The sequence below is a fragment of the Psychrobacter halotolerans genome, assembly GCF_039680845.1.
GTDB lineage: Bacteria > Pseudomonadota > Gammaproteobacteria > Pseudomonadales > Moraxellaceae > Psychrobacter.
Genome location: NZ_JBDKWD010000008.1, coordinates 1 through 18,218, shown reverse-complemented (window position 1 = coordinate 18,218; position 18,218 = coordinate 1). Strand labels below are relative to the sequence as shown.

Sequence of the window (18,218 nt, the reverse complement as noted above, 5' to 3'; positions counted from 1 at the left end):
AGGGTTTACCGTGTGAATCAAAAGAGAGTTGTACCAAAGATGAGAGTTATTTAAACGCCACAATAGAGACAAAGTTTAAAAACTGAAACCATGTCAGATGACGCGCAAAGCTTACTTGATCTAACCTTGCATGATGCTCATCTAGCGTATCGGTAATCAGCACGTTCTCTAACGCATTACGTTTGCCGCTGATTTCCATTTCGGTATAACCATTCGCGCGTTTAAAGTCATAATAACGCTCAACCAACCACGCATCGTACTGCTCATCGAACGCATGGGTTTTTTCCGTCAATACCAATATGCCGCCTTCACTTAATGACGCATAAATTTTTTCTAAAACTGTAACTCTATCGTCTGCTGGCAAAAACTGTAACGTTAAATTTAAAATCACCATATCGCACGGCTCAAGCTCAATATCGCGAATATCTGCCGTGATGACTTCGATATCGTGCTCAGGATAATTATCCTTTAACAACGTCGTCGCTTCAGTCGTCATTGCAGGCGATATATCAATCGCTTTGATCTGCAAATCTTTTGCGTCAAACTCGCCTGCCAGCGTCATACTAGCCGCACCAAGTGAGCAACCCAAATCGTAAATACGGCTAACGCGCTGACCGTCGTCACTCTGCTGACGATATTTGCAGTGACGGCGGGCAAACAATGGCAACATCGCTAGCACCTGACCATAACCGGGCACGCTACGGCGGATCATATCGGGAAAACACGCCACCACTTGCTCATCAAAGGAAAAACGCGCCGCTTTATCCAGTGGCGTGGTAAATAGGATGTCGTGTTTAGTAGGATCAGGCTGGCTCATGAGGCAACTCTTTCTTTGATAATAAAACTTAAGTTAGAATGTGTTTGTGCGTTTTGCCAAAGCCGTTAATTGATAGTAGGCCAACGTAGCAAAAGCCCATTATAACATTACTGTTTGTTACTTATCGCGGCTAGATGCCCTGCTAAGCTAAATGCGTGTTACTGAGTGATTAGTTACTGAGTGACTGGCACTTGGCTCATACTTATAAAAATAAGGAAAAAATTATGCAAACCATAGTATTAGGTGGCGGTTGTTTTTGGTGCACCGAATCGGTATTTTTATCAATCAAGGGCGTACAATCTGTTGTTTCAGGCTATATGGGCGGCGATGCGGTTTCTGCCAACTATAGAGATGTCTGTAGTGGCAATACTGGACACGTCGAAGTCATCAAAGTCGAATTCGATGAGTCTGTCGTGCCATTAGAAGTCATACTTGATGTTTTCTTTGCCACCCATGATCCTACTTCAAAAGATCGTCAAGGTAACGATATTGGTAGCCAGTACCGCAGTGTGGTGTTTTACACAGATGAGGATCAAAAGCCAACGGTTGATCGTACCATTAGTAAATTGCGCGATATGGGTCTCAATATTGTCACAGAAGTGCATCCTGCTATTGAATTTTTTGAAGCAGAAGACGAGCATCAAGACTTCTTTAACAGAAACCCAGGCCAAGCGTATTGCAACTTTGCCATACCGCCAAAACTTGCCAAACTGCGTAAAGAGTTTAGTCAGTATATGACCAGCTAAAAGATTGTTAAAACCATAATATTCAATAATAGCCAAACGCTTATAACATAGGGGTTTGGCTTTTTATTGCTTGCTGTGCCTACGCCGACAGAGGCGGCAAAAAATTTATGCCGGCCACGCTGTATCTTTTTTATAGTGAGCTAACTATAGTGATATCAACACATACCGATAGACTTATATTATGAATCCTGAATTTTGGCAAAATCGCTGGCAAGAAAACCGCATCGGCTTTAATCAGTCTGACGTGAATCCACTACTCATAAAGTATTGGTCATCTTTAAATGTACCAACAGGTAGCCGCGTTTTTGTACCCTTATGTGGCAAATCGATTGATATGGTTTGGCTAGCGACGCAAGGTTATGACGTGGTCGGTGTTGAATTGGTGGAATCGGCTGCACAAGCCTTCTTTGCAGAACAAAATATTGTGCCTACCGTTTGTCAACACTCAGAGCATCTTGCAATTAAATGCTATCAAGGCAAGCTTGAAGATAATGGACGAACGATTACGCTGTGGGTCGCCGATATCTTTGCACTGACGGCTGAAGATATTGGAAACGTTAGTGCAGTTTATGACAAAGCGGCATTGATTGCTCTGCCAGCAAATATGCGTCCCGACTATAGCGAACAGATACGTAAAATGAGCGGCAATGCGCCACAATTTATAATTACGCTAAATTACGATCAAAATAAAAAGAATGGGCCACCATTTTCAGTGAGTGGCGAACAAGTGCAGCAATATTATGGCAGTCATTATCAAGTGACCGAGCTGGCAAGTAAACCTGCTTCTATCGGCTCAATGCCTGAGCTAACAGTGGTAGAGCAGATTTGGATGTTGGGTCATTAGCAGCTAGCACATTTGCTATTAGAGGATTCTTAAAAATTCATACTCATTACGTGTTCTCATCTCCAAACCCTCTTCTAACCTCACGCTAACGTCAGCTTATAGTAACTGAGTGCTGCGACACCTTTTCTTTGTTATTGAGATTGGTTACTCTAAGTCCATACTGTCTTTAACCGCTTTTTATCTCCATTCACGATTTCGATGCTTATAGGATATTTTCATGCGTTTGACTCCTTTCTCTACTTTATCGCTTCTTAGTATGGCAGTTGGCATTAGTCTTGCCAGCACTGCACAAGCGGCTCGTCCCGAAGCACCCAATTTATCAAACAGCGAATTCCAACAATGTTTGGATGGTCTAAAAAACTCAAGCAAATTTAGCGGTGTCGATAATTTTACATTCAACAACTATCGCCCAAGCCAGCCTGATCCAAGTGTGATTCAATCACTCAATTATCAGCCAGAGTTTCAAAAAGACGTGTGGGATTATTTATCAGCGCTGGTAGACAAAGAGCGTGTCGAAGATGGTATCCGTGCCAAGCGTCAATGGCGCGATACATTGCGCCAAATCGAATCACGTTATGGGGTAAAGGCTGAGCATGTATTGGGCGTCTGGGGTGTGGAGTCTAACTTTGGTCAGACACTAGGTAAAAAACCCTTATTTGAGTCTTTAGCGACTCTGTCTTGCTTTGATCGTCGTCAAAGTTACTTTCAAGGCGAGTATGCCAATGCGCTAAAAATTGTGCAAAACGGCGACATCGCACCGAATGATATGACCGGCTCTTGGGCAGGTGCATTTGGACAAACGCAGTTTATGCCAAGCACCTTTTTAGAATTGGCCGTTGATTTTGATGGTGATGGTCGTCGTGATTTGGTCAATAGCGTACCCGATGCACTGGCTTCTACCGCCAACTTCTTAGACAAACGCGGTTATCGTACAGGCGAGCCTTGGGGTTATGAAGTTAAGTTACCTAGCGGGTTTTGGGCCGCCTCTAACCGCAAAGACAAAAAGTCTATCAGCCATTGGCGCAATCAGGGCATCACGCTTGCCAACGGTAGCCCGCTGCCTTCTGACTTGAGTAGCGCGGGCTTATTATTACCAGCTGGTATGGAAGGCCCTGCGTTTTTGGTCGGTAAAAACTTTGATACCTTCTATTCATACAACGCGTCAGAAAACTACGCATTGGCCATCGCCCATTTATCAGATTTGATCACGCGCGAAGACAGCAGCAAAACCGACTTTGTGACTGCATGGCCTACCGATGACCCTGGTATCAGCCGCCAGCAGGCCAAAGATATTCAGCAAGCATTGATCAATGCAGGGTATGAGATTGGCGGTGTTGATGGCATCATCGGAGACGGTACGCGCACGGCGATTCAACAATACCAGTCCAGTCGTGGTATATTCCCAGCCGATGGCCGCGCAGGGCAAAAGTTCTATCATGCCATTGTAGGCAATACTGCACCTAGCGGCGCACCAGCAACCAATCAATACGGTCAACCATCAAACAGCCAACCCTTACAGCCTGCTTCTGGCGATCGTATGGGGCAATTGATTCAGCAACAGACCACCAGCCCTAATACTTACTCAACTCAGCCGTCAATTCAACCCTCAGCTCAACCATCGAGTACGGGTAAGACACGTTATCGCCGTGTCACCGATGCCAATGGTCGCACGACACTCGTTCGTATAGACGAAGGGTCATAGCATTGCACTGAGTAAACCAGTTAATTTGGTACAAAAAAAGCCACGCTATGATTAGCGTGGCCTTTTTTATATTTGCTTACTTTTAATCAAACTAATTTTTCGAAATAAATACTTATACAATTGGCGGCGAATTTGGTTTACCGTTGTCGCCGTTCCAGTTTTCACGGGCTTTTTCGTCTAGATCCGCTGGCGTTTTACGCTCCCACTTACCATTTTCTTTCCAAGTATCATCGCCCCAATCTTCGTCTTCTTCTCTATTATCTAATTCTTTATAGACTTGGCTAGGATCGATACCGCGACGCTTCATGTCCGCCACTTGCTCTTCTAGTGTATGAAACTTCTCAGCATCGTGCATAGACTGCTCTAAGCCATCTAGCTCTTTTTTCAACTCATCACTTTTAGAGTTACTCATGGTGTACGCTCCTTAAATAGTCTGTCTTGTTTGTGCGTTTATCTTTTTAATAATAATTTTGATCTGTCTTATTATTACTATTATCAAATCGATTCACAACTGCTGACTCGTATGCTTTGTATTACAAAACGTAGCCATAATGACAACTATATCCATATAATGACAATTTTCCGAACCAAAAAAGATAATGTTATCGCAAGTGTCAAACAAAGATAGCGCTACAGATCCTCGTTTCTTAACAGGTTCTTTGCGTAGGAGGTTAGTTTCCACAGCTCTTGGGTGACGCGAGTTCCGTAGGTGGTGATCTGTATCCAGTTTGCATCAACCAATTGGCGTTGCATTTGGTTTAAATCGTCTTGGAAAATCTGACAGCGCGATACCGCATGGACGTTTGGCATGTCTTTTTTGATGTCTCGCTCAGCTTTAGACGCTATCAAACGATTGATGACGTTTTGCAGACCATAGCTAGAAAAGGTTGTCGGTATTCTCATCAATATGACCAATACTTCCCGCCACGTTAATGTCATCGTTCTGATGACATCAGTGAGATTACCGCCTTCATATGCTTGAGCGCTGTAGCGAATGGGAAAACTCTCTAGTAAGGCGATAGGTTTCGCCACACTATCCGCATCTGCCAATATAGGTACATCAGCGTCTTCGGTTTTAATCAAGCCTTCTTCAACGCTACTACTTTTAAGAGTAAGGTCTTTAGCACTGCTCTCGTCAACACTGTCGCTTTTGGGTACGTTATCTTTATTGAGCTTTTTATTCATAGATAAGAGATCAGCAAACCTTTCAGACAATGTGAGTCTACTAAACTCAATCATCTCTTCACCGCCTCTTGCCCAGCCTCCTTCTACTTTGTGACTGCTCAACGTATTGTAATAAGCTTGCACCAGCAGCTGGTCGATATCCTCTTCTTTATCATAGTAATATATTTGATTGCCCTGCCGCATTACTAACTTTATAAATTCTTGCAGTTGACGACTGATATTGCCGTCTTGGTGATTTTTAATCAGGATAATGAGCGGTTTAAGTTTGGCTTTGGCATTCAAATAGCTCAAATGCATTTGACTAACGCCCGACTTTTGCACCGCACCATAGCTGTTGCCAATGAGCATTAAGGCATAATCACAAGAGTCAATACACTGACGACCATACAACGATGCTTTTGGCAGTTTACTTGACACATCGTAGGTCAAAAATGCACGAGCTTGAAAAAATATCGCCAAGCTGTCTAAGGCCAGTAATTGGTCGTTGTCAGCACATATAACATGAATGTGATATCGGCGGTTTGGCACAATTACCTCAGGGCTTAAGTCATGACACTATTCAATACGATAGTAAGCTAATACGATATAAGTCAAACAACAAATATCTTATTTTGCAGGGCACAGTATACTCTTATAAAAATGAATTTAAATTAATTTTACAAATTAATTCCATGATAGAAGTATTGATTTAAAAATCAATAGCGACAATTACTTAGAGTAATACTGTAATCTGATATTTTTGCCAAGTAAACGTTCTACTAAAGCAGTCAGTTTATCATCGTATTTAGTGGCATAAAAGATTAATGGGGGTTTAATATCAACTTTTGTTTCATTTTTTGTTTGGGAATGATAAATCTTTTCTTCATTATCCAACACTGCAGACAACTGGTTGGTAATTAATAATTGCTTAACGCGCTCTGCAATCGCTTGTCCAGAATCGACGACTTGCATTGGTAACTGCTTTTTATCAATCTCATCCAACAAAAACGTTTTAAAAAATGGATAGTGGGTGCAGCCGAGTACCAACTGATCGATTCCCTCTTTAGCGAACGCTTGTAATTGCTGACGTAACCTAACAGCCGTCTCATCTTGTTCGGGCATTCCTGCTTCTACCCACGGGACCAAATGCGGATCAAAATACTTGATAACCGATGTGTTATTAGGTTTAGCAATACTATTGATAACTTCATCGAGTAATGATCCATTTAGGGTGGCTTTGGTCGCCAATACAGCGACACACCTACTTTTGCTTGCCAGTACAGCTGGCTTTAAAGCAGGCACTAAACCCACAATAATCAACTGCGGATAATAGCGTCTTGCTTTTTCTAAAGCATAGGCTGATGCACTATTACAAGCGATGACAATCAGCTTGCAACCTTGCTGGCATAACCAGTCAACCGCCATTAAGGTTAATGCTTCGATATCTTTACTATCACGATTGCCGTAGGGCACATTTAATGTATCAGCGTAATATACATAACGTTCGGCAGGCAATTGCTGCGCTAGATGCAAATAGACGGACAAACCGCCAATACCAGAATCAAATAACCCGATAGGTGCATTACAATCAATACTATTCATAGCTTTATAGAGGTCAGTATCATTACTACCTGCATTATCAATTTCTAAAGTTTTTTTATTATCAAAAGCATTTACTTGTGTATCAAACCTATCTAATTGATTATTCATCATTATCACGATGCCATTTTTATACCCATATCGTCAGCTTTATCCCACTTATAATATTAGGGCGTGTCCTCATTTTAAAAATGAGGATAAAAATGAGATAGTTTATCGACATTCATGCTGATTGTTAAGAAAAATTATAAACGTTACTAAGCCGTTTTCTCAATCTAGATAATAAGCTTAGAACGAGTTAAAAATGACTAACTGTTTGTCAAACTGTGTTAAATAAACGCTAATAGTACTTCGACATTGTTTTTTGTGTTTTGCTTATATGACTACAGTTGTTTTCATTCTTATTGTTGCGGACCAAATGCAAGCTACCCGATTCACTCACAACTATCAAAAACTCTTGGTTAGCAATCATTAATTGGTTAGTAATCATTAAGTAGTTAATGGTCGTTGATCAGTTAGTAGGCATCGATAACTGATAATCATTTCCGCCACTATTCAAAGTTAAAATCGTATTACCGTCTTTTTCTGATAGCTCACCGATATCGATCAGATGATAAAAAGTATTGCGATTGATAAGTGCGGTCAAACCATTTCTAACCATCATATAAGGGCGTACGGAGGCATCACTTGCCAATTGATGGGGATTTTCAGTATTGGCATCGGTACTAGCAGAAGAAACAGCCACGTTTATCGCATCATTGTCATCAGAATTATAGGTCTTTAATGTAATCGAATGCTTATCGTCTAGGCGTACCACATCACCTGTCGTGGTGGTAAACTCCAACCAATTGCTATCATTTTCGTTAATGATACCAACGTCGGTAATGAATAATGGGGCGTCCTCTACTTGAATACGGATTTTTTGCACCGGGGTTTTTAAAAAGTATTCAGTAACGCCTTCGCTTTCTTCTTTCCATAAAATAGAAGCGAATAAACTAACCAATGACTCTCTAGTCACTTTACTGCCTTCATGCCACCATTCGCCATTTGCCTTTATCACTAAATCCATATCCGCCACATTTTGAGGGTTCCATTTTTCTAGTGGTGGTATGGCACGTCCTTCACGAACGCCAGCAGTGGTCTTTAGATACTGACTAAGGGCGTCCATATCATTCAGAGCGGACGGCACGCCATCTGTAGCCTTGGTTGTGGAGAGGTTGTTTTGAGCAGCATTGTTTTTATCATTATTCATCGTGGCATCCTTTACCGAGTATTCAAATATTGTAATATCTGTCATTATTATAAATTTTAGTTTGGATTATTATAACCCACCGTCATTTTAATACTTTGACTGATTCAAGTTTACCTTAACACCGTTACTCATAAATGCGTGTCGTGTTTGTAGGATTTTTCTTTTATAATGAGTAACCGTTTTTTATTGCAATGGTCGAATGGTGTTGTACTAATGACACGTTTTACGTTATGTATTGATATCCTTAGATAAAATGGTCTCGATAGCAATGTGATTGAATATGATTAATTAAAGTTATAAAGACCGTTTTATTAGGCCGCCATATGTCTGAGTAAAGTTAGCGCCGCAAGTCTATTATTCAAGTATTAAGCTAATGATGCCCTGAGATAAGCCACTAAAAGTTTAGGAGTAGGTATGCAAGAGCAAGACAATCAAAAGCCCGTCATTGATGGTGATACTGTGAATACTGATACACCAGTTGCGCCAGAGACGGTAAATCTAGGTAAAGCAGAGCAGACAGCTGCGGAAGAGCAAACAACTAAACCCGCCGCCATAGATGACGTAGAGCCTGTCGCTGCAGAACCTGAAATCGAGCGTGAATCAATGGAGTTCGACGTTATCGTCGTTGGTGGTGGACCAGCTGGTCTTTCTACTGCCATCCGTTTGCGTCAGCTGGCTATTGAAGCGGGCAATGATGAATTTATGGTTTGTGTGGTCGAAAAAGGCTCGGAATTTGGAGCCCATATCTTATCTGGCGCTGTCATTGAGCCACGGGCGTTGAATGAGCTGATACCAGATTGGAAAGAAAAAGGAGCACCTCTTAACGTACCAGCAAGCGAAGATCGCTTCTACTATCTAAATTCAGCCACGCGCTCTACCAAAGTACCTGATGCTCTGATTCCAGCACCAATGCACAACAATGGCAACTATATTGTATCGCTGGGCAACGTGGTTCGCTGGCTTGCCGCGCAAGCAGAAGAGCTTGAAGTTATGATGTTCCCAGGCTTCCCTGCCGATGACATTTTGTACAATGATGACGGTTCGGTACGTGGTATTTTGACTGGTGACATGGGTGTGGCTGCCAGTGGCGAAGCCAAGCCAAGCTTTGAGCCAGGTTACGAGCTTCTTGCCAAATACACCGTCTTTGCAGAAGGCAGTCGTGGTCATTTGGGTAAGCGTTTAATCAGTCGCTTTGGTCTTGATAAAGATTCAGATCCTCAACACTATGGCATTGGTTTAAAAGAGCTGTGGGAAGTTGCTCCAGAAAAACATGAGCAAGGCGTCGTCATGCATGGTCTTGGCTGGCCATTAACGGAAACTGGCTCAACTGGTGGCTGGTGGTTATACTTCGATGAAAACAACCAAGTCAGTTTTGGGTTAGTCGCCGATTTGTCTTATCACAACCCTTACATGTCACCGTTTGATGAGTTACAGCGCCTAAAAACGCATCCGGTCATCAAAAACGTCTTAGAAGGCGGCAAACGTATCTCTTATGGCGCGCGTGCATTGACCAAAGGTGGGCTGAATTCACTACCAAAGTTCACCTTCCCAGGCGGTGTGTTAGTCGGTGATGAGGCAGGCTTCTTAAATCCTGCCAAAATTAAAGGTACCCATACCTCAATGAAGTCAGGTATGCTAGCGGCCGAAGCAATTTTTGAGGCGCTACAAGCCGATCGTCAGCATGACGAAGTCGTGGCGTATAGCACCATGTATAAAGAGTCTTGGCTCTATCAAGACAATTACGAGTCGCGTAACTTCTCACCAGCGATGCATCGTATGGGTCAGTTTATGGGCGGTGCTTTTATCTTTATCGAGCACAATTTATTAAAGGGTAAAATGCCATTTACCATCCATGACAACCTCCCAGATTATGATCAGTTGGAGCGTGCCAATCATGCTTACAAGCCAACTTATCTTAAGCCTGATGGCAAGTTGGTATTCGATAAATTGTCGTCGGTGTTTATCTCAAACACCAACCATGCCGAAGATCAGCCGACCCATTTGAAATTGACCGATCCAACCGTGCCCGTGTCAATCAATCTTCCTTTATATGCCGAGCCTGCGCGTTTGTACTGTCCAGCTGGCGTTTATGAAGTTGTAAAAGATGCTGAAGGCGCAAAATTTGTGATCAATGCCCAAAACTGTGTGCACTGTAAAACGTGCGATATCAAAGACCCCTCGCAGAACATCACTTGGGTAACGCCTGAAGGTGGCGGTGGCCCTAACTATCCCAACATGTAAATCATCATCAGAATGGTTTTGGTACTGATACGTTAATCACCTACTAATAAAAAACCGCCCTTTTGAGGGCGGTTTTTTTATGCTTATGTTTTTATACTTATATAGCCGATTTACTTTAACAATAATACCTTTGCTAAATAATTTTTGATTTTTAAATAACCCTATTAGATAGATGATATTAAACAAATAGTACTAAATAAACCGTATTAATCCGTCCACGCATCACGGTTGGCTTCATCTTTTAGCTTGACAAAATCATTAGGATTAAACTTGATCTGTTCACCTGTTTTGCCTTCTTTGACTTGACGTTCGTAGTCACGTAATACCCTTAGTGCGACAGGAGACAGCATTAAAATAGCAAATAAGTTGACCAAGGCCATCAGACCCATTGATAAATCAGCGAAGTTCCAAATTGCTGGTAAGCTGGCAATCGCACCGACAAACACCATACCTAAAACCATAAAGCGGAATACCATGATCATAACTTTGGCGTTTTTGGCACCAGAGATAAATTCAAGGTTCGACTCGCCATAACTATAGTTGGCAATAATGGAGGTGAAAGAGAAGAAGAAAATCGCAATGGCGACAAACGTAACCCCCAGATCACCAACATATTGCGACAAGGCCAACTGAGTCAACTGAATACCTTCTTGCTCAACATTCGGATCAACCACGCCAGACAATATAATAATTGAAGCGGTTGCGGTACAGATAACCAGCGTATCTAGAAAAACGCCCAGCATTTGCATAAACCCTTGTACTGCTGGATGATCAGGATGGCTTTTTGCAGTTGCCGCTGCGTTCGGTGCTGACCCCATACCCGCTTCGTTCGAAAACAAACCACGCTTGATACCGTTGATCATGGCCTGAGCAATACCATAACCAATCACCCCGCCTGCGGCTTGTTCAAAACCAAATGCGGATTTTACGATCAAAGCAATTGCGGGTGGGAACTGACTAAAATTGGTGACGATAATAAATAGTGCCAATAAAATATATAAGATAGCCATGACAGGTACGATCTTACCTGCGATACGAGCCACTGAACGTAAACCGCCAAACACCACTGGCGCCACCAAAACCACCAATATCAATCCCGTCATCCACGTCGGCACACCGAATGCCTCATTGGTGGCTTGAGCAATGGTATTCGACTGAACGCCATTGAACGCCAGACCAAAAGCGACCAGCAGACATAGCGAGAAAAATATCGCTAGCCAGCGCATACCCAGACCTTTCTCAATATAGTAAGCAGGTCCACCGCGATATACATTGTCATTATGCGGTACTTTATAAGCTTGCGCTAAGGTTGATTCAATGAAGCTTGTCGACATACCGACGATCGCTGTCATCCACATCCAAAATACTGCGCCTGGGCCGCCCAAATAAATGGCGATCGCAACCCCAGCCAAGTTACCAGTACCAACGCGTGCGGCCAATGAAGTCATTAACGCTTCAAATGAGCTAATGCCACCATCTTTACGGCCTTGGTTTGAGACGCGCAATAATTGCCACATATGTCCAAAATGACGAAACTGAATAAAACGTGTGGCGATGGTGAAATAAAGACCTGCCCCAATTAATACGAACATCAATAGTCCGTACCAGGGATTGCTAGCAATCAGCCAATCATTATTTCCCCAAATAATACTGACACCATAATTTACGATGTTATTAAACCAACCTGCTATCCCTTCGGTCATACAATCTCCTCATGTCCACTTTATCAAACGTATTTGACTATCGTATTGATGTTGTTCTCGATTCATCCGAGTTTCATTTGTCTTTCATTAAATGCTGGGTTTTAAAACGACGTAAGCATTCTATAGACATTCTTCGGACTATAATCATCATATTTACTTATTGGTACATTAATTTTATTTTTAAAATAAATGTTATTTACACTTGATATCCTATAGAATGTATTGCGTAACAATTTAACACCGTATATTAAGTCATTACCCCACTGTGTCAGTAACGTTAGCCATTGGTAGAAACCTTACCATACTAATTTTTATACTATTAACTAAAGTCTATAAATAATTATTTATAGTGGCCTTTATTTAATATTGGTAAACTAAACTTGATTTATAAAATTTATGCATATTCAGTAATCTGCATAAATAGTTAAATTAGTACAAATTTTAAGCGCTTGTCAGGAAGACGAGATTGTGTAAAAGACAGCGGACTGTCCTGCCTCCTCTTTCTTCCTCGATACACTTTGTTTTTCTCATAGATCTTTTTTCTTATAGAAAAGTTTTATTCAAAGTGACCTATGCGATACGTAATAATTTAGTGATGATCTTTAGTTGAACCGTTTTTAGGTAAACAGTTTTAAGTAAATAATTTTTATTAATTATAAATGTTATTACGCACTATAAATCTCATTGTTAAAAATTCTCATTTTATAAAACAGTCTATCTCTATTGTTTGTAGCACATTAAGCCATAGAAGCTAGATAGCGTCTTTCTCATAATAGTATTTGCATTAGTAATTTTGACAGCGTTGATAGTCGTTATCTATTCAGTAAATATTTTATAGATTTAACGTCACTGCCATCAATAAATGCAAGACTATTATGTGATATTAGGATGAGACCAACAATAATATTTTAGGTAAGACAAAAGGAGTTGCTCTATGGAAAACCACAACGATTCATCCGGTTATTGGCGTGCCAATGTCCGTCTCATTTTAGGTTGCCTAGTCATTTGGGCACTATGCTCTTATGGTTTTGGTATCTTATTACGTCCTCTCTTAGCAGGTATTAAAGTCGGCGGTACTGATCTGGGCTTTTGGTTTGCTCAGCAAGGCGCGATTATAGTATTTATGATCTTAATTTTCTTTTACGCCTGGCGTATGAATAAATTAGATAAACAATATGGCGTAGATGAGGAATAATGCTATGAGTCAATTTGTAATTAATATTATTTTTGTGGGTCTGTCCTTCGCTCTATACTTCGGTATTGCAATCTGGGCGCGCGCTGGTTCAACCAGTGAATTCTATGTCGCAGGTGGTGGTGTCCATCCCGTCGTCAACGGTATGGCAACCGCCGCTGACTGGATGAGTGCTGCATCATTTATTTCAATGGCAGGTATTCTTGCCGCTGGTGGCTATGGTGCCTCAACGTATCTAATGGGCTGGACTGGGGGTTATGTACTTCTAGCGATGCTGCTAGCGCCATACTTACGCAAATTTGGTAAATTCACGGTTCCTGATTTTATTGGGGACCGTTTTTACTCTAAGACAGCCGCTATGATCGCTGTCGTGTGTTTGATTATTGCGTCGACTACTTACGTTATTGGTCAGATGACAGGGGCTGGCGTCGCATTCTCACGTTTCTTAGAAGTCGACAATACAACTGGCCTTCTTATTGCTGCTGTGGTTGTTTTCTTTTATGCCGTACTAGGTGGTATGAAAGGTATTACCTACACGCAGGTTGCACAGTATGTCGTTCTAATCATTGCTTATACTATCCCTGCGGTATTTATCTCACTTGAGCTGACGGGTAACCCAATTCCAGGTCTTGGTTTATTCTCAACTCATACCGAATCAGGTATACCTTTATTGACTAAGCTTGATCAGGTAGTAACCGACTTAGGATTTACTGCTTATACCGCTGATGTTCCAAACAAGCTAAACATGGTGCTATTTACCTTATCACTCATGATCGGTACAGCTGGTCTACCACACGTTATTATCCGCTTTTTCACAGTACCTAAAGTATCTGATGCGCGTTGGTCAGCAGGTTGGGCACTAGTATTCATTGCATTACTTTACTTCACTGCTCCTGCAGTAGGTGCGATGGCGCGTTTGAACCTGATTGATACTATCTATCCACAAGGTGTTGAAGCAGAGTCTATCACCTATGATCAACGTCCAGATTGGATGAGAACATGGGAAGAGACTGGCCTCATTAAGTATAATGATCTCAATAATGATGGCCGTATCCAGATGTACAGCGATAGTGGACTTGGTGCCGCTCAATTGGCGTTAAATACTGCTGAAACTGATGGTGGCGATGTTGCCGCTGCAACTGCTGCAGTCGATACAGCTCGTACTGCACACGATTTAGAAGTCGATGGTCGCTTTTCCAATGCAGGTTGGGCAGGTAACGAACTGGATGTAAACAATGACATTCTAGTACTAGCTAACCCAGAAATTGCACAGCTTCCACCATGGGTTATTGGTCTTATTGCCGCAGGTGGTTTGGCTGCCGCACTATCAACTGCCGCAGGTCTACTATTGGCTATCTCATCAGCGATCAGTCATGACTTGATCAAACGTAACTTAAACCCAAATATTAGTGATAAAGGCGAGTTAAAAGTAGCGCGTATCACTATGGGTATTGCGATTGTAGTAGCAACATGGTTGGGTATCAATCCACCGGGTTTTGCCGCACAGGTGGTGGCACTAGCCTTTGGTATTGCGGGAGCTTCACTATTCCCAGTACTGATGATGGGTATTTTCTCTAAACGTATTAATAGCCTTGGCGCTATCTCTGGTATGTTAACGGGTTTGATTAGTATCCTAGTTTATATCTTTGTCTTCAAAGGTTGGTTCTTCATCAGTGGTACTGCAAGTTTTCCTGATACAGAAGAGTATTGGCTGTTTGGTATCTCGCCATTATCATTTGGTGCGGTTGGTGCCATGCTCAACTTCATCGTAGCATTTGTTGTCTCATATGCGACACCAGCACCACCATTATATATTCAAGAACTGGTTGAAAGTGTTCGCTCTCCACGCGGTGCTGGCGGTGCAGTCGACCACTAAGCGCACGACTGAGGATATATTTTGCGTTAATATATCACTCACAGGCAGTTGCTGCTTGTGAGTGATTTTTTTATCTTATATTTATTATAAATTTTTAGATACTCGCTTTATTATAGATGCTTTACGACAGACACTTGGTTTAACCTACTTAGTTAAAAGCATTCTACGGAAAGTATCTTATTAAAAGTACTTACGCATTAAGGAAGATTTTATGCTTTACGAGTTTATCGCTACCATAGCTGCTGGATTTGGTTTGGCTGGGATAGCACTGATCATAACTCACCTCAGCAAACTGGCAGGTAAAAAAGCACCAAAATGGCTTATTCCATTATTTGCTGCCATCGGTATATTTGGCTTCCAAATTCAACAAGAGTATAGCTGGTTTGATCAACAGGTTACGCAACTTCCTGAAGGCGTACAAGTCGTTAAAAAAATTGAAGAAAGTACATGGTTTCGCCCTTGGACTTACGTGAAACCGCAAATACTACGATTTATAGCCGCCGATATTGGCAATGCGACTGTACAAGTGGATAACCCAGATGTATATTTGGTCAATTTATACTTATTTGAAAGAAGAAGAAACGTGCAAAAAGTCCCGCAAGTGATAAATTGTAATGCGCCTGCGCGTGCAGATTATGTGTTACCAGCAAAAGACAGCACGCTGACGATTGATGAACACGTCAAACAAACCACCGCATGGCGAGCGTTGGCAACTGATGATCCATTATTCACCAGTATTTGTACAAATCAAGGTTAACCTTAACGGTCTAACCCATTTTTTACCTTCTCTCTAATAACGCTGAGCCGTTGCTGAATACGTGTGCTTTGAGTTGGCACCCAATAGCAAACCTGCACATAAGCCTCCAAAATGCGCCGCAAACGAGATACCTTGTTGCGGCATCAATCCTTGCTTGATCGTCAGCCAATAACCTGTTCCCATAACAATACAAGCGAGCAAATATCCCCAACGCCGCGCAAACACTGCCCCGCCAATCATATAACCGAGCATGGCAAAACACAGCCCTGAAGCGCCAATGTGAATGGACGATGGCGAGCCAATAATCCAAGTAACCAAACCTGAGGCGACAATCAGTTTGAGCACAGTGCGATAGGCATTTTTTTCAAACAAGCCAAATAAAAACAGAATCTGTAATAACGTTAATGTATTACCAAGCAAATGTGAAAAATTCCCGTGCATCGTCCATGACGCAAACACGCCTATCATACTGCCCACATCAAAGGCACGCGGAACGATCCCAAAGATATTCCACATACCAAACAGCAATACTTCATTTAAAAAAAACATGCCCCACATCGGTATGAGTACAAAGGCGTATAAACCAATAACCTGCTTGAGCCGTATCATGATTAAGTTGAGCAATTGCTGCCACTTCATAGAATGTCTTATCCTTTTAAACTGAATGGTAGAAACTTATTAATGGTGCACGATAAATCCTGAGCGCTCTACCGGCTTAAAAGACAACAATGCCGCATCTTTGTCGCTTGTTAAATAACTGTCACCATGTAGTAATGAGGTTGAGTGATAAGGCACTAATGCGGTGGGAATAAAATCACGCGCCGCATCGATATGCTTGATTGAATCATCAAAGAAGATATGGGGTGCAAATGTTCTCAGCACCGCCGTTTTTTCCAAACCGCCTAAGAAAAACGCCATATCGACGTTGACACCCCACTCTCGCAGCGTCTTGATCGCCCGCAAGTCAGCAGGTGCGTTACGCGCCGTTACTAAGGCAATTTTTATCGGCGAGTATTTGAGACCAACTGGCAGACGCTCTTGTAAGTTTGACAGCTTAATCAACAATTCAGCATAAGGGCCTTTTTCGATCGGCAAATCACGCATCTGTTTTTCACGATCATGAAAAGCACGTAAGCCTTTTTGTTTATAGAGCAGCTCTCCTGAATCGTCAAACAGTACCGCGTCCCCATCAAACGCAATACGCAGCTGATGGGTATCAAGCTCATAAGTATTGACAGGCGTCGCATCTAAAATCGCACAAGCACAGATATTGGCATCAGCGACTTGCTGCGCATCCTCACGATTGGTCGTTAAAAACAAATCAACATTGAAGTCTTTGATATAAGGAGCAATAGGACTGCCTGAAATAAATGCAGAGCGTGAGATATTGAGACCATGCTCACGAATGGCATTGAGCACTTGAATACCCGTGTCTGGACTGCTTTTTGAGACGATCACCACTTCTACTAATGGTGCTTCAATTTCTGACTCTACAACATTCTCATCGCGGCTATAGTCATTCAGATTTAATAAGGCTTTGATCAATGGATAACCTGCCCCAATGCTTAAAGGATCATTCTCACGTTCAGTCATGTAATCACGAAAGGTTTTAATAGCGCTCTCTGGTTGCTCTGCCAATAGTTGTACTAAATAACTTTCGGATTCGGTTAAGTCAAAAAGTGCGGTTGCGGAAATTGCGACTATTAGCGTGTTACTAAAATCGATTGCCATGAAACTCTCTACTTATAAAATAATCAATATGGAAATATCAACCAGTTTACTACATTCGCTAGGGGTTAGAATGATAAGAAAAGTTATCGTTAAGCCACGTACGTTATAGACAGTTCTAAATAAAATGTATAAAAATATTTTAACATGTCACTGGATATAGATTTTCCTTGCTGGCTGTGCCTGCATAAACAGAGACTGCGTACAATTTATCTTAGTAATATGATATTTAATTTGTAGTGGAGCAAATATATATAGGAGTAAAAGGGCTTCATAAATTAAGTAGTGAAAATAGTAAATAGTAGTTGGAGCTATTTTTACTATGTCTATGAGATTAAGCGTACTTTAGCCATTTAACTTTTACTAGTGAAAAGCCCCTAACTTGGTTATGAAGAACTTTAGCGAATAAGAAGCAAATATTTAGTGTGGACCTTACAGATATTACTTACTTAGATTAAAAATCAGGTCAAAGAATCTTGAATGAGAAGTATAATGCTACAATGAAGGTTGTTTAGAATAGCACGCAAAGAAAAGCCCCTTGATACGTTAGTATCAAGGGGCTAGTCAGGAATAGAGAGCTGACGATGACCTGAGCGC

Annotated in this window: 15 protein-coding genes; 7 read left to right on the top strand and 8 right to left on the bottom strand. The window is 41.7% G+C overall.

Annotated features, from left to right (window positions below; all coding sequences use genetic code 11):
• Positions 1 to 46: 46 nt before the first annotated feature.
• Entirely contained in the window at positions 47 to 817 is a 771-nt protein-coding gene (gene cmoA, locus AAJP47_RS12985; RefSeq protein ID WP_346718326.1) for a carboxy-S-adenosyl-L-methionine synthase CmoA, read from the bottom strand.
• 224 nt (positions 818 to 1,041) lie between these two features.
• Here cmoA and msrA point away from each other — a divergent pair, with 224 nt between their 5' ends.
• The 3 genes from msrA (at position 1,042) to AAJP47_RS12970 (ending at position 4,109) form a co-directional block, all read left to right on the top strand.
• Positions 1,042 to 1,563 (top strand): peptide-methionine (S)-S-oxide reductase MsrA, encoded by a 522-nt coding sequence (gene msrA, locus AAJP47_RS12980; RefSeq protein WP_346718325.1) that lies wholly within the window; start codon positions 1,042 to 1,044, stop codon positions 1,561 to 1,563.
• Positions 1,564 to 1,744: 181 nt separating this feature from the next.
• Positions 1,745 to 2,407, top strand: coding sequence for a thiopurine S-methyltransferase (tmpT, locus tag AAJP47_RS12975; RefSeq protein WP_346718324.1), 663 nt, complete (start codon positions 1,745 to 1,747; stop codon positions 2,405 to 2,407).
• A gap of 217 nt (positions 2,408 to 2,624) precedes the next feature.
• On the top strand, positions 2,625 to 4,109 hold the full coding sequence (locus tag AAJP47_RS12970) for a lytic murein transglycosylase (RefSeq protein WP_346718323.1): 1,485 nt from the start codon (positions 2,625 to 2,627) through the stop codon (positions 4,107 to 4,109).
• Between the two features lie 112 nt (positions 4,110 to 4,221).
• Here AAJP47_RS12970 and AAJP47_RS12965 read toward each other — a convergent pair whose 3' ends face one another.
• From AAJP47_RS12965 to AAJP47_RS12950, 4 genes are all read right to left on the bottom strand, one after another.
• The gene (locus tag AAJP47_RS12965; protein ID WP_346718322.1) at positions 4,222 to 4,521 is read right to left on the bottom strand and encodes a hypothetical protein; all 300 of its coding nucleotides are present in this window, start codon (positions 4,519 to 4,521) and stop codon (positions 4,222 to 4,224) included.
• A 218-nt stretch (positions 4,522 to 4,739) separates the two neighbouring features.
• Positions 4,740 to 5,822, bottom strand: coding sequence for a DUF4062 domain-containing protein (locus AAJP47_RS12960; RefSeq protein ID WP_346718321.1), 1,083 nt, complete (start codon positions 5,820 to 5,822; stop codon positions 4,740 to 4,742).
• A gap of 180 nt (positions 5,823 to 6,002) precedes the next feature.
• Entirely contained in the window at positions 6,003 to 6,875 is an 873-nt protein-coding gene (gene murI / locus AAJP47_RS12955) for a glutamate racemase (protein WP_346718387.1), read from the bottom strand.
• A 508-nt stretch (positions 6,876 to 7,383) separates the two neighbouring features.
• Positions 7,384 to 8,124, bottom strand: a complete 741-nt coding sequence (locus AAJP47_RS12950; RefSeq protein ID WP_346718320.1) for a DUF1285 domain-containing protein — start codon at positions 8,122 to 8,124, stop codon at positions 7,384 to 7,386.
• 603 nt (positions 8,125 to 8,727) lie between these two features.
• On the opposite strand from AAJP47_RS12950, the gene AAJP47_RS12945 reads away from it, so the two are divergent.
• On the top strand, positions 8,728 to 10,365 hold the full coding sequence (locus tag AAJP47_RS12945; protein ID WP_346718386.1) for an electron transfer flavoprotein-ubiquinone oxidoreductase: 1,638 nt from the start codon (positions 8,728 to 8,730) through the stop codon (positions 10,363 to 10,365).
• A gap of 206 nt (positions 10,366 to 10,571) precedes the next feature.
• Here AAJP47_RS12945 and AAJP47_RS12940 read toward each other — a convergent pair whose 3' ends face one another.
• Positions 10,572 to 12,068: an alanine/glycine:cation symporter family protein gene (locus AAJP47_RS12940; protein ID WP_346718319.1), complete on the bottom strand. Its 1,497-nt coding sequence runs from the start codon at positions 12,066 to 12,068 to the stop codon at positions 10,572 to 10,574.
• Positions 12,069 to 13,002: 934 nt separating this feature from the next.
• Between AAJP47_RS12940 and AAJP47_RS12935 the strand changes: the two genes are divergently transcribed.
• The 3 genes from AAJP47_RS12935 (at position 13,003) to AAJP47_RS12925 (ending at position 15,893) form a co-directional block, all read left to right on the top strand.
• Positions 13,003 to 13,263 (top strand): DUF4212 domain-containing protein, encoded by a 261-nt coding sequence (locus AAJP47_RS12935; protein ID WP_346718318.1) that lies wholly within the window; start codon positions 13,003 to 13,005, stop codon positions 13,261 to 13,263.
• A 4-nt stretch (positions 13,264 to 13,267) separates the two neighbouring features.
• Positions 13,268 to 15,136, top strand: coding sequence for a sodium:solute symporter family protein (locus AAJP47_RS12930; RefSeq protein WP_346718317.1), 1,869 nt, complete (start codon positions 13,268 to 13,270; stop codon positions 15,134 to 15,136).
• Positions 15,137 to 15,347: 211 nt separating this feature from the next.
• Entirely contained in the window at positions 15,348 to 15,893 is a 546-nt protein-coding gene (locus AAJP47_RS12925; RefSeq protein ID WP_346718316.1) for a hypothetical protein, read from the top strand.
• Positions 15,894 to 15,926: 33 nt separating this feature from the next.
• On the opposite strand, the gene AAJP47_RS12920 is transcribed toward AAJP47_RS12925, so the two are convergent.
• A complete protein-coding gene (locus AAJP47_RS12920; RefSeq protein ID WP_346718315.1) occupies positions 15,927 to 16,532 on the bottom strand; it encodes a rhomboid family intramembrane serine protease in 606 nt (201 codons plus the stop codon).
• Positions 16,533 to 16,571: 39 nt separating this feature from the next.
• Positions 16,572 to 17,624, bottom strand: a complete 1,053-nt coding sequence (locus AAJP47_RS12915) for a 5'-nucleotidase (protein WP_346718314.1) — start codon at positions 17,622 to 17,624, stop codon at positions 16,572 to 16,574.
• Between the last annotated feature and the right edge of the window lie 594 nt (positions 17,625 to 18,218).

What these genes read in the sequence shown, in the direction of transcription:
- tmpT (WP_346718324.1), top strand. Translation starts at nt 1,745, where the DNA reads ATGAATCCTGAATTTTGGCAAAATCGCTGGCAAGAAAACCGCATCGGC.
- AAJP47_RS12950 (WP_346718320.1), bottom strand. Translation starts at nt 8,124, where the DNA reads ATGAATAATGATAAAAACAATGCTGCTCAAAACAACCTCTCCACAACC.
- cmoA (WP_346718326.1), bottom strand. Translation starts at nt 817, where the DNA reads ATGAGCCAGCCTGATCCTACTAAACACGACATCCTATTTACCACGCCA.
- AAJP47_RS12940 (WP_346718319.1), bottom strand. Translation starts at nt 12,068, where the DNA reads ATGACCGAAGGGATAGCAGGTTGGTTTAATAACATCGTAAATTATGGT.
- msrA (WP_346718325.1), top strand. Translation starts at nt 1,042, where the DNA reads ATGCAAACCATAGTATTAGGTGGCGGTTGTTTTTGGTGCACCGAATCG.
- AAJP47_RS12945 (WP_346718386.1), top strand. Translation starts at nt 8,728, where the DNA reads ATGGAGTTCGACGTTATCGTCGTTGGTGGTGGACCAGCTGGTCTTTCT.
- AAJP47_RS12930 (WP_346718317.1), top strand. Translation starts at nt 13,268, where the DNA reads ATGAGTCAATTTGTAATTAATATTATTTTTGTGGGTCTGTCCTTCGCT.
- AAJP47_RS12920 (WP_346718315.1), bottom strand. Translation starts at nt 16,532, where the DNA reads ATGAAGTGGCAGCAATTGCTCAACTTAATCATGATACGGCTCAAGCAG.
- AAJP47_RS12965 (WP_346718322.1), bottom strand. Translation starts at nt 4,521, where the DNA reads ATGAGTAACTCTAAAAGTGATGAGTTGAAAAAAGAGCTAGATGGCTTA.
- AAJP47_RS12970 (WP_346718323.1), top strand. Translation starts at nt 2,625, where the DNA reads ATGCGTTTGACTCCTTTCTCTACTTTATCGCTTCTTAGTATGGCAGTT.
- AAJP47_RS12935 (WP_346718318.1), top strand. Translation starts at nt 13,003, where the DNA reads ATGGAAAACCACAACGATTCATCCGGTTATTGGCGTGCCAATGTCCGT.
- AAJP47_RS12915 (WP_346718314.1), bottom strand. Translation starts at nt 17,624, where the DNA reads ATGGCAATCGATTTTAGTAACACGCTAATAGTCGCAATTTCCGCAACC.
- murI (WP_346718387.1), bottom strand. Translation starts at nt 6,875, where the DNA reads ATGAATAGTATTGATTGTAATGCACCTATCGGGTTATTTGATTCTGGT.
- AAJP47_RS12925 (WP_346718316.1), top strand. Translation starts at nt 15,348, where the DNA reads ATGCTTTACGAGTTTATCGCTACCATAGCTGCTGGATTTGGTTTGGCT.